Genomic DNA, 12,591 nt, shown 5'->3' on the forward strand with positions numbered 1-12,591 from the left:
TGGGGCAGTAGCTCAATGAGAGCTGCCCTGTTAACAAAGCATTTATTGAAAGGGAGGACGAAAACTATGTCCAACGTGGAACAGCCTTTCGTCGTTCAGGAACAAGCCCTAGATCGCGACTGCACAACGCTATCTCGTCACGTTTTGCAGCAACTCCACAGCTTTTCGGCAGATGCCCAGGACTTGAGCGCGATTATGAATCGCATTGCCCTCGCGGCAAAGTTGATTGCGCGACGACTCAGCAGGGCAGGATTACTCGAAGGCGTGCTGGGATTTACGGGTGATGTGAATGTGCAAGGGGAATCCGTCAAAAAGATGGATGTCTATGCCAATGACGTATTTATCTCGGTATTTAAGCAAAGCGGTTTAGTCTGCCGTTTGGCATCCGAGGAAATGGAGAAGCCTTACTATATTCCCGAAAATTGCCCAATCGGGCGCTATACCCTGCTCTATGACCCGATTGATGGCTCCTCGAATGTAGATATCAATATCAACGTGGGTTCCATCTTCGCAATTCGCCAACAAGAAGGAACGGATGAAAATCAAACCGGCGGTGATTTATTGCAAAACGGGCGCAAACAAATCGCCGCAGGTTATGTGCTATACGGGCCTAGCACGATGCTGGTTTATTCGATTGGTACTGGGGTTCATGCTTTCACCCTCGATCCCAGCTTAGGCGAGTTTATCCTTTCGAGTGAAAACATTCAGATTCCCAATCACGGCTCTATTTATAGTGTCAATGAGGGAAATTTCTGGCAGTGGGAAGAACCCTTGCGAGACTATATCCGCTATGTTCATCGACAGGAAGGCTATACGGCTCGATACGGTGGGGCGCTGGTGGGCGATATTCACCGGATTCTCTTCCAAGGAGGTGTTTTCCTTTACCCCGGTACTGTGAAAAAACCAGAAGGAAAATTGCGGTTGCTGTATGAATCGGCTCCCTTAGCCTTTTTAATAGAGCAAGCCGGGGGTCGAGCAAGTACGGGTACGCAAGAGATTTTGGACGTAGTGCCAAATGCCCTTCATGCGCGATCGCCATTGCTGATCGGTAGCAAAGAAGATGTCACCTTGGTGGAATCTTTTATTCAGAAACGGGCATGGGATGAGGATAAAAACGCGATCGCGCGATCGCGCGTGCCTCAATAAGGTTTTGCTTTCTTGAAAAATTCCCGCATTGACCTTTCAAGCTGCTCAACGGGAACATTCTCGATCTAGCGTTACAAAGACAATTGTTAGGAGCCAAAAAATGACAGATATGCCAAACAATCATCTATTAGAGATCAAACAATACGGTCAGAGTATCTGGATGGATAACTTGACCCGTGATTTGATTCAAAGCGGCGAACTCAAAGATATGGTTGAGAATAAAGGGATCTGCGGGATCACCTCTAATCCAGCCATCTTTGAAAAAGCGATCGCTGGAAATGCCATCTACGACGCCGATATTGAAGCCGGGATCAAAGCTGGATTGCCCGTTGAAAAGATTTACGAATCCTTGGTGTTTGAGGATATCCGCAATGCCTGCGACATCCTCCGCCCTGTCTATGACTCCTCTGAAGGTCTGGATGGGTACGTCAGTATTGAAGTACCGCCAAACATCGCCCACGACACCCAAGGCACGATTGAGGAAGCTCGGCGTTATTACCAAGAAATCGGTAAAGATAACGTCATGATCAAGATTCCCGGCACTACGGCAGGTTTGCCAGCCGTCGAGCAAGTCATCTCAGAGGGGATCAACGTCAACGTGACGCTGCTATTCTCCGTTGAGAGCTATGTTGAGACCGCTTGGGCTTACATTCGCGGCTTAGAAAAGCGGGCAGCGGAAGGCAAAGACATCAGCAGAATCTCCTCGGTAGCGAGTTTCTTCCTTAGCCGCATCGATATTAATATTGATGCTCGTATTGATGCCATGCTGAAAGCAGGCGTGGATAGAATCGAGAAAAAGGCAGAACTTGTCGCAATTAAGGGCAAAATCGCGATCGCTAACGCCAAAATTGCCTACCAGAAGTACAAAGAGATCGTTAAGAGCGATCGCTGGAAAGCCCTATCAGCAAAAGGTGCAAATGTCCAGCGGTTGTTGTGGGCAAGTACCAGCACCAAAGACCCCAGCTACAGCGATGTCATGTATGTGGATGAGCTGGTTGGCCCAGACACAGTAAACACCTTGCCACCGAATACCATCGAAGCCTGCGCCGACCACTGCGACGTTGCTTCTCGCATTGAAACTGGGGTGGAAGAAGCCTACCAGCTGATTGAAAGTCTCAAAGACCCCGACATCGACATCAATCTAGACGAAGTGATGGACGAATTGCTAGTCGAAGGAATTGAGAAATTTGTGAAGCCCTTTGAATCTCTAACCGCATCCTTGGAAGAGAAAATCAAACATCTGCAACCCGTGTAAGAAAGTTTTGAGTTTTGAGTGCTGAGTTTTAAGTTAAGAAAGGGATCTGATAATTCAAAGTTATCAATTCAGCTAGGAATTTAAAACTCAAAGCTCAAAACTCAAAATTCAAAATTCAAGATTCAAAATTCAAAACTATCCTTCTATGGTCACACTGCTAGAAAATCCTTTACGTGTTGGGTTGCGGCAGGAACGGATACCAGAGCCGCAGATATTGGTAATCTTCGGGGCATCCGGAGACTTGACGCAACGGAAGCTCGTGCCAGCTCTCTATCAGATGAAGCTGCAACGACGCCTGCCAGCGGAAATGACCATTGTCGGAGTGGCGCGTCGGGAGTGGAGCCATGACTACTTCCGGGAGCAGATGCGCGAGGGGATCGAAGAATTTAGCGATGGGATTGGCTCCGAAGAACTCTGGCACGACTTCGCCCAAGGTCTATACTACTGCCCTGGTGATATTGACAAGCCCGAAAGTTACCAGAAACTGAAAGCCTTCTTAGCAGAATTGGATGGTCAGCGCGGGACGCGAGGAAACCGCGTATTTTACCTCTCCGTTTCTCCAAATTTCTTCCCAGAAGCGCTTCGCCAATTGGGTACGGCGGGCATGCTCGATGACCCCCTGAAAACCCGTCTGGTGATTGAAAAACCTTTTGGACGGGATCTCAACTCCGCCCAAGCCCTAAACCGCGTAGTGCAGCAGGTTTGCCAAGAAAAACAGGTTTACCGCATCGACCACTATCTGGGTAAAGAAACGGTTCAGAATCTCCTGGTTTTCCGTTTCGCTAACGCAATTTTTGAGCCGATTTGGAACCGACAGTTTGTCGATCACGTTCAAATTACGGTGGCAGAAACTGTAGGCGTCGAAGACCGTGCCGGGTACTACGAAAGCTCCGGAGCCTTGCGGGATATGATGCAGAACCACCTGATGCAGACTTTCTGCCTCACGGCAATGGAACCGCCCAATTCCCTAGATGCCGATAGTATCCGCACCGAAAAAATGAAGGTTCTGCAAGCAACTCACCTGGCAGACGTGCATAACCTGGAATTATCAGCGGTTAGGGGTCAATACTCTGCTGGATGGATGAAGGGTAAGCCGGTGCCTGGATATCGAGAAGAACCGGGGGTCAATCCCAACTCCACGACGCCAACTTATGTAGCAATGAAGCTGCTAATTGATAACTGGCGCTGGCAAGGAGTTCCTTTCTATATGCGAACCGGCAAGCGTCTACCCAAGAAGGTCAGCGAGATTTCCATCCACTTCCGCGAAGTTCCTTTCTTAATCTTTCAATCTGCCGCCCAGCAAGCAAGTCCGAATGTGCTGACGATGCGGATTCAGCCGAATGAAGGAATTTCTCTGCGTTTTGAAGCCAAAATGCCGGGAACAGAACTGCGGACGCGCTCGGTAGATATGGACTTTAGCTATGGTTCCTCGTTTGGGATGGCAACGTCCGATGCTTATGACCGGCTGTTAATCGACTGTATGTTAGGCGACCAAACTTTGTTCACGAGAGCTGATGAAGTGGAAGAAGCGTGGCGTGTCGTAACACCGGCATTAAACGCTTGGGAAGCAAGCACTGACCCAGCATCGGTTCCCCAGTATGAAGCGGGAACCTGGGAGCCAGAGGAAGCAGAATTCTTGATTAATCAAGATGGACGCCGCTGGCGCAGATTGTAGTTGGTTTATGGGTAATCGGTAATGGGTAATCAGAGTTGTAAGTATTGAGTTTGAAGTTAGAAGAAACTCTTCCATTCAAAACTCAGACGCAATAAATCGCGTCTCTACAACTTAAAACTTTTTACCAATTACCTTTTTACCAATTACCAATTACCTTTTTACCAATTACCTTTTCTTCAATCACTGAATATGGCAACACAATCTCTTCCGATTGTTTCAATACAACCGCCCAAAGATGTCTCAATGACAGAAATTGAGGCGGAACTGCATCAAATTTGGCAAAGCTACAATAGCGACAATGATAATGGCGAGTCTCCGATGGCTACGCGGGCAACCACATTTACTTTTGTGGTTTACGAACCGGAGGAAACTCAGCAGCTGTTGGCAGCTTTAGGATTTTACAAAGGCCCGATCGATGGAATTGATGGCCCGCTGACGGAGGCGGCGATCAAGACGGCTCAGAAAGCTTATGGACTGCCAGTAACGGGCAAGACGGATGCCGGAATCCTCGACCGACTGCGAGTAGAGCAAGCAAAGAAGCGCTCCGATGGGAATACAAAAGAGGCAGATGCCAGTAATGGTCAGCAGTCTTCCTCAGATAGCTTTAGAATTGCGGATGCGATCGCTGCCGCGAACCCCTGCCGGATCATTGCTTTATGCCCCGTCTCTGGGGAAGATGAAGGCGTGACGGCTCAAGTCTCAGCCTATTGCCCCATCCAAAAGCAAAGTCACAATACCCTGATCTGCTGCGAATACATTACTCTGCAAGGCACCGCCGAAGCTTTGGAACGTATCGGTGGGATTGTGAGTGGGTTGCTAATCGGCGGTCTGCCTAAGTTCCTCTGGTGGAAGGGTACGCCCGATCCAAATGATGCTCTGTTTAAGCGGCTGGCAGCAGTCTGCAATTCTGTGATCGTTGACTCCTGTGTTTTCAACGAACCACAGGATGATTTACTGCGGGTACAAACCCTTCTGGAACAAGGCATTCCGGTTGCCGACCTCAATTGGCGTCGGCTGGCTCCGTGGCAAGAATTAACCGCCGAAGCTTTCGATCCACCAGAGCGCCGCGAGGCTCTTAAGGAAGTGGATAAAGTGACGATTAATTATGAAAAGGGCAATCCTGACCAAGCATTGATGTTTATTGGTTGGCTGGCGAGCCGGTTGCAGTGGCACCCCGTTTCTTATACACAAGAAGGCGGTGATTATGACATCAAGCGGATTGAATTTGTTGCTCCCGATCAGCGGACAATAGAAGCGGAGTTGGCAGGGATTCCTACTGCTGACTGGGGTGATATACCGGGTGACTTGATTGCGCTACGCCTGAGTTCGACGAATCTGGATGCAGACTGTTGTACAGTTTTGTGTTCCGAAACAACAGGTTGTATGCGGATGGAGGCGGGGGGTGGTGCCCAAGCTTGCCGGATTCAACAGGTAACGCCGATGTCTGACCAAAAAGCTGAGTTCTTGTTAAGTCAGCAGTTACGGCGCTGGAGTCGAGATATGCTTTACGTAGAAAGTATGGCGATCACGACGGCAATTCTCAAATTAGCGAGCGCGAATGGTTAATCGCGAATTGTTCATTGTTCATAGCAACTGTTCATCGCAACATAGATGAACGATGAACAACAAGCAATGAGTAAATATGGCATTAGCGATCGCCGGAGAACGCAGCGGGGTGGGCAAAACGACAGTTACGCTCGCCCTGCTGTCGTCTTTATGTCGTCGGAGTTACCAGGTTCAATCTTTTAAAGTAGGGCCAGATTACATCGACCCGATGTTTCACACGTACGTGACTGGTCGTGCTTGCCGGAATTTAGACCCGGTACTGACCTCTGAAACTTACGTGCAGCAGTCTTTTCTTGCTCATCGTTACGGAAGCGACTATGCCCTCGTGGAAGGGGTCATGGGGCTATTTGACGGAGTCAAGAGAATTCAGAATGAAAAGTTAAATCTTGAGCAAGAAACGGAAAATTTTGCACTCAGCACTGACTTTGGAAGTACGGCTCATATTGCGCGGCTTTTGGATTTACCCGTGCTGTTGGTGTTAGATTGCAGCCGGTTATCTGGTTCGGTGGCAGCGCTCGCTCATGGCTATCGTTCTTTTGACTCTAGAATCAAGATTGCTGGAGTGGTGTTAAATCGGGTGGGAAGCGATCGCCACCTGCAACTGCTCAAAGATGCTCTAGAACCCTTGCATTTGCCCGTTCTAGGCATTTTGCGGCGACAAGATAATATCACTATTCCCGACCGACATCTGGGCTTGGTGCCCACCGCAGAGCTGTCTCAGATGGACGCTTTAATCGATCGACTTGCGGATTTGGGAGACAGTTGCTTTGAGTGGGAACACCTCTTGCCACTTCTCAAGGTAGAACAAAAGCAACCAATAGAATTAATTCATCCTTCATCCCAGCCTTCACGGGATATCCTCGATCCCTTAAGAATTGCTGTTGCCCGCGATCGCGCTTTTAGCTTCTATTATCAAGACAATCTAGATATACTGGCATCCCTGGGAGCAGAATTGGTGTTTTGGAGTCCGCTGACGGACAACAGCTTACCAGAAGGCATTCAAGGATTATATTTTGGGGGTGGTTTCCCGGAAGTTTTTGCCCAAAACTTGGCTGAAAATACCGCGACTCGTGATGCAGTGCGGAAGGCAATTTTGGCGGGAATGCCTACTTATGCCGAGTGTGGCGGTTTAATGTATTTGTCCGAAAAAATTGTAGATTTTGAGGGAAATTCTTTCCCGATGGTAGGAGTTTTACCCACCACAGCCGCCATGAGTTCGCGCCTGAGTTTAGGGTATCGGCAAGCGATCGCGCTGCAAGAAAGTCCCCTCCTCCCGGCTGGGGGAACCGTTTGGGGGCATGAGTTTCACCGTTCTCACTTAACTGAGGAACCGGAAGCGCCGCTATTTCAAATTCGGGGGTACGATCCCAACAGTCCCGTTACCAGTGAGGGGTGGGCGGTGCATCACGTTCATGCTTCCTACGTCCATCTTCATTTTTGCGGCTGTCCGGAGATTCCGGCTCGATTTCTAAAGCATTGTCTTCGTTTTTCCCAAGCGCGGAAGGAGTCAAGCGAGACGTAAAAAAGATGGGTGGACGGATGCGAACCGACAGGTTGGCGCTAGACTAAAGCCTCGCTTCGCTGTTTTCATGCCCAAAGGGCTATACGCGATCGCGACTTGTGTCTGCAATGCTTGAGCGTGTAGTAGCCTGCGAACTGACAAGTCAGCGTTTCGCTATCGCAACTGTCACTCTTGTTTGTTTCTTCTGCGTTCAGCTGATGTAAGCTTTAGCTAACTTACGCTAGCCCCTTTCGGCGGACGATTGCTATGTCTTCTGAACAGTTTCAAGCAGCACACGACAGCATTTACATCACAGGTAGGCTACTCTTACAGTCCCTTCAAGAAATTCGAGCAACACGCGAAGGGGAGAGAGACGATACCAAGGCGTTACAACGCATCGAAAATGACATTACTAAAGCGTTATATACTTTAAAAGAGCAGAAGTATCAAGTTGCGGTTATTGCTCCTCTGAATGCAGGCAAAAACACCTTCCTAAATGCCTTAATAGGTGCAGATATTTTACCGAGTGAAGCTGAAGCGATTACTGCCTGCCGTACCGATATCCGACATATTGATTCTGGACAAGTGCATAGATTGCTAGAGTATCGAGAAGGACATCGGCAACCTGTTGCGATCGCTTCTGGTGATGCGGTCGAAATTGCCCAAAAATTTCTAGAGCATACTCAATCTATTCGGAATCAACATAATCCCGATTGGACTATCCGCTTTGAAATAGAACATCCGATTGAAGCAATTAGCACGCTTTCATCTCTAGCTGGCTTTACTCTAAGCGATCTGTCTGTTGAAAATGAGCAAGCATCTATAAAATTCACCCCGACAACAGAGCAAGAACAGATAATCTTAGAAACCTTAGAAAATACCGATGTAATCTTATTTATTTTAAATGAGAATAATTTTAAAAATGATTCTGTATCCGTTTTTTTAAAAAAAATAATAGAGAACTATCGCCAAATTTTAGCAGTCAATCAAGGTAAGGTTTTCTTTATTGTTAATGAGGTTGAGCCGAAAAACACACATATAGACGTTTCTGAAGTTATTGAAATCTGCAAACAAACGTTAATCGGCTTAGGTTTTTCAAGTCCGATTATCTATTCGGCAAATTCTAGAAAAGGACTTTTAGCAAAACTGATTCAAAACAGCACAGCAACTAGCAGTCATACAAAAGAGTTCGTCCAAGTATTTTTAGGAAATTATATAGAAGAAACTGAGGAAGGGGAATTTAGAGTTCCCCAGCCTATAGAAGTTGCGCCAAAAGTTCTAAAAGATAGCGGAATTCCTGTTATTCAAGAAATAGTGCTTCAAACAATTATTGAAAATTCAGGTTGGAATCTTTTAAATGGAGTTTTGGCAGAACTCAATAAAGCTGCTAAAGCAATAGAAGATTCCCTGAATACCCGTCTTGTAAGCGGGGACGTAGAAGCTGAAAATATTCAAGAAAAGGCAGCTTCCCAAAGTACAGAGACGTTAACTAATGAGCCAATTCAAGCATTAGGGAATGAGCTAGAACATTTGGCAACCAAACCCCAAAAACCGGAAGTAAATCCCCCTCGAATTGTGACAAGTTTAAAAGAGCGGAAAGCTCAACTGAATGAATATATGGATGAATTAACTTCAATTCGGAAATCGTTGGATAGTTGGAAGCCAGTACAGATAATTAACTAAGCTATTAAAGAATTTGGCTAATGGATGCGATCGCGTCTCTTCCTGGCTTTTTCTCCTTGCTTCGCAGTTCATCCTCCCAAATTCCCCGCCTTACTTAAATCTGCTTCCTGACTTTCCGCCTTATAAACGTTGATCTTGTTGTTCAGTTCGCGGATGCGACGGGACAGCAAACGAATGATGTTCACCGCAATTCCTGGCGTCTCATCAATCGCATCATACAGTTGCAACTGCGTCAGCATCAGACACTCGCAAGATTCCAAAGTCGTAATCGAAGCCGAACGCGGCTCAGCATCAAACAACGACATCTCCCCAAAGGTGGCTCCCTGCTCTAAGTGCGCCAAATCCCGCCCGCCAAAATGAACCCGTACCCTACCAGAAACGACAATATAGAGCGATCGCCCCTCTTGTCCTTCGGTAAAAATCGTATGATGCGCTGGAAAGGATAGCTCATCCATCACAGAAGCCAGCCGCACCAGAAAATCATCCCGCAGTTCCTGGAAAATCGGGACGCCTCTGACAAATAATAGGCGCTCAACGCTGGTTAACATCGGAATCTAGACTCTAGACTTTGGACTTTAGACTTTTAGACTTTAGACTTTTAGACCTTGGACTTTAGACTTTAGACTTGAGAACAGCCCATCGTCATTAGGGTAATCATCCAGAGTCCAGAGTCTCTAGTCCCTCTATTGTCCCAGTTCTGCCATCATCTGCTGAACTTGGGCGGCGACAAGGCGATCGCGGTCATTTTTCAGGACGGGCAACATTTCCTGCAAAGCACGGGGTGCAGCGGCTCTCAAATAAGCCAAAACCGCTTCCCGCACAAAGCCGGTGGGATGGCGCAGACACACCAGCGTCTGTTCCGGCGTCAAACTCCATTTCGCCTGACGTGCTGCATGAAAACAACATGCTAAAGGCCAGTCTGACAGAAAATGACGTAAATCCAGCAACCGACGCAGGCGATCGCTCTGAATCATCGGTTGATAAGGAAACATCTCTGCCAAGTTTTGCAGTTTTTCTTTCTCCGGTCGCCGGTCGAGAATTCCCACGAGCGATCGCTTCTTAGCGATATCTAGAGTATTATCCAAAATTTCCAACCCCAGCGCGATATTCGATGGCGAATCAGATTGGAGATTAAACGCTGCTGCTTGAATCGAGCTAGCCGGATAAAGAAACTTCATCAGCAAAAAACACCGCTCAATCACATCCGACTGCTCTTCCAGAAGTGCCCGTTGTAGCAATGAGAGCGCTGACTGGTTTGCTTCTCGTGTTGAGGCGAAAAAAGATTCAATTGGTTCATCCGCTGACAAATCTACTAAAGCAGCATACAAGTGTCCGACAAACAGCATTTCCTGCTCAATTAACATTTCAACACCGCTGCGACCTAAGCGGTCGAGAACCCCCTCGATTCCGGTTTCGTGGGGCATTTTGAGCAGAATCCGCAGGATATTGCGTCGCGTAGTCCCCCAGCCGGTTTTTAGATGAGCCACTAACTGATTGAGGGCTTCCGGCGTGCCAATTTGACCCATCGCACTCCAAGCCTGTAGCCTTACCAAATCTGGTTTGTGGATATCTTGTGCTAACTCAACCAGCATCGGAATCGCTTCATCTCCTAAACGCACAATCGCACCGAGAGCGGCTTCGCGGGTAGATTTGTAGTAAAGCCCTCGCACCAGAGCCGGATAGTATTCGTGTAAACGGGTTGAGGAAATTACCTCTAGCAAGGCGCAGCGCACGCGCAAAGACTCATCTTGTAACAAACTAGGAATATAAAGTCGCAGTGCCTGCAAATAATCTGCCTCTCCCAGCGCTCGACAACCCATGACTCGTTCCCGTTCCCGTTGATGAGTCAGCATCCGGCGCAAGGTATTGGTCGCTTCGGCTTTCTCCGTCGGGGTGCCCCGGCGCAATATTAAGGCGGCGGCGGTTCCCCGTACCACCGGGTCTACGTTTGGGCGGAGGTAGGGCTGTAACTGGCTAATATCAGGGGTTTCCTGAGTTAGCCAGATATAGCGTAGAGCGACAGCGAGAACTTCTGGATTGAGTTTTTGAGCAATCAGCCCCTGAACTTGGTCTAAATAAGTGGGATTCGGCGTCAGCAACATTGCTTCTAGGCTCTGGCGCTGCAAGGCTGGAGTGAGGTGAGTGAGCAGCGGAGCAAGGATTTCGCCCACATCCTCCAAGTCGATTTGGCACAGGAGTTCGATGCAAGAGCGTTTATCTGCTTCCGTACCTGGTTTCTCCAGTGTTTCGACGACAGCACGCTTGAGGACTCGCAGATCGACATCTGAAACGCTTAGCCGTTCTCCTTGAGCGCTCTGAACCAGCAAGCCGACATAGCTCGATCGGAGCAGGAAAACAATTAACAGCCAGAGGAGGGCAAAAATAATAATAACGGCGACAAACACCCAACTTTGGAGCGATCGCAGCGAGTTCTCCGACAGGTTGTGAAAGGTAAAGGCTAACAAGCTGATGATGCCTAAAATCCCCGCTCCAGTAAATCCTGTTGAGAGGGATTCGGCGATGCCCCGCACCTGAGCCATGATTGAGCTGCGAATGTTATCGGGGAGCGGTTGGAATAGAACCGGCCCAAGGGCAGCCATGAGGGTATAGCGCAGCAGTTCGTCTATAAATTTGAGGAAGATCAGACCTAGAAAAAAGCCTGTAACCCCGGTGAGAGCAACCAAGCTAAGAATAATAATTGCCACAGGCAACAACATAGCGGCAACAAATACTCCCAGCCGTTCGATGGCTCGACTGGAGATAAACCACTGGGTTGCTAGTTCGCATAAACCCACGATGCCGCTAAACAAACCGAGGAAACTGGCAATTTCCTTGCTGTCAAAGTTCAGCTCTAATTGACTCAGATACTGAAAATCAATTAACAAAAACAGAATCTGCCCGACGATGAAGAAGCCAAATAAGGGGATGACGTAGCGCTGTAAGGGGCCTCTCAGACGCCTGGATGTGAAGTCGCTTTCTTGATTTAAGTTGGCTCTGACGGGAGAATCCGGAAAGGCTTGCTTGTACTGCTGGGTGAGATAAAAAAGGCTACAAGCTCCCAACCCCATCATCACGACAGCAACTAGGGAAACGTTATTCAGTCCAACGGTGGCGAGGATTAGGGGGAGGGAAAAACCACTGACAACATCTGCAACGAGGATGCCACTACTAATGAGGGGGTAGGTGCGCTTAATTTCCCGGATATTGAAGAGTTGATTAGCAGTAATGGAAGTGTTGAGGTCATTGAGGACGTTAATCGCTTCCACCCACAGCCGCATCAGAAAGACTGTGACGCCAGCCAAATAGACAATATCTAATCCCAGGCGGAATAGGACAAGGGGGATGACTGCAAGGGAGGCTACTAGGACAACTACCCAGCGCAAAGGCAAAATCTTTTGCATCCAAGAGTAGACAAAGCCCAGGCTCGAACCGATACCCGCTGAGAGGATATAGAACAGGGGCAATTGCTCTGCGCCATACTCTTTCAGAAAAAGGGCTACAGTACTAGCTTCTGCCCAGATGATGCCGATGGAAGTTGTGGTATAGAAAGCGAACATGAATAGTGTTCGCTCTCCTTCTTCTGGACGAAGATTGACCCACTGGAGTAATCCCCGACCCCAATCGGACCAAGACCAAGCGCGATTGTTCAGTTTCATTGGTATTTTGTCCGTTGTCAGTAGTCAGTGGTCAGTGTTTCTTTTTTGCCACTGACCACTGTTCGGGCGACGCCTGGTCTTCCCCACACCACTGACCACTGACTACTGA

8 protein-coding genes are annotated in these 12,591 nt (G+C 48.2%); 6 read left to right on the forward strand and 2 right to left on the reverse strand.

All coding sequences use genetic code 11. The features are described 5' to 3' along the window. Positions 1–66 precede the first annotated feature (66 nt). The 6 genes from fbp (at position 67) to NDA06_RS09375 (ending at position 8,826) form a co-directional block, all read left to right on the forward strand. Positions 67–1,146 (forward strand): class 1 fructose-bisphosphatase, encoded by a 1,080-nt coding sequence (gene fbp / locus NDA06_RS09350; protein WP_190410352.1) that lies wholly within the window; start codon positions 67–69, stop codon positions 1,144–1,146. A 109-nt stretch (positions 1,147–1,255) separates the two neighbouring features. Then, a complete protein-coding gene (gene tal / locus NDA06_RS09355) occupies positions 1,256–2,401 on the forward strand; it encodes a transaldolase (protein ID WP_190986130.1) in 1,146 nt (381 codons plus the stop codon). Positions 2,402–2,546: 145 nt separating this feature from the next. Next, on the forward strand, positions 2,547–4,076 hold the full coding sequence (gene zwf, locus NDA06_RS09360; RefSeq protein ID WP_190526116.1) for a glucose-6-phosphate dehydrogenase: 1,530 nt from the start codon (positions 2,547–2,549) through the stop codon (positions 4,074–4,076). Positions 4,077–4,265: 189 nt separating this feature from the next. After that, positions 4,266–5,642, forward strand: a complete 1,377-nt coding sequence (gene opcA / locus NDA06_RS09365; protein ID WP_190986121.1) for a glucose-6-phosphate dehydrogenase assembly protein OpcA — start codon at positions 4,266–4,268, stop codon at positions 5,640–5,642. Positions 5,643–5,718: 76 nt separating this feature from the next. After that, positions 5,719–7,164: a cobyrinate a,c-diamide synthase gene (locus NDA06_RS09370; protein ID WP_190986122.1), complete on the forward strand. Its 1,446-nt coding sequence runs from the start codon at positions 5,719–5,721 to the stop codon at positions 7,162–7,164. Between the two features lie 246 nt (positions 7,165–7,410). Continuing rightward, positions 7,411–8,826 (forward strand): dynamin family protein, encoded by a 1,416-nt coding sequence (locus NDA06_RS09375; protein ID WP_190986123.1) that lies wholly within the window; start codon positions 7,411–7,413, stop codon positions 8,824–8,826. Positions 8,827–8,894: 68 nt separating this feature from the next. Here NDA06_RS09375 and NDA06_RS09380 read toward each other — a convergent pair whose 3' ends face one another. Both NDA06_RS09380 and NDA06_RS09385 read right to left on the reverse strand, forming a co-directional pair. After that, on the reverse strand, positions 8,895–9,374 hold the full coding sequence (locus NDA06_RS09380) for a Crp/Fnr family transcriptional regulator (protein WP_190429295.1): 480 nt from the start codon (positions 9,372–9,374) through the stop codon (positions 8,895–8,897). Positions 9,375–9,509: 135 nt separating this feature from the next. Further along, positions 9,510–12,482: a HEAT repeat domain-containing protein gene (locus NDA06_RS09385; protein WP_190410346.1), complete on the reverse strand. Its 2,973-nt coding sequence runs from the start codon at positions 12,480–12,482 to the stop codon at positions 9,510–9,512. Between the last annotated feature and the right edge of the window lie 109 nt (positions 12,483–12,591).

Origin of the sequence: Trichocoleus sp. ST-U1, assembly GCF_039961835.1 — a bacterium.
Lineage (GTDB): Bacteria > Cyanobacteriota > Cyanobacteriia > Cyanobacteriales > FACHB-T130 > FACHB-T130.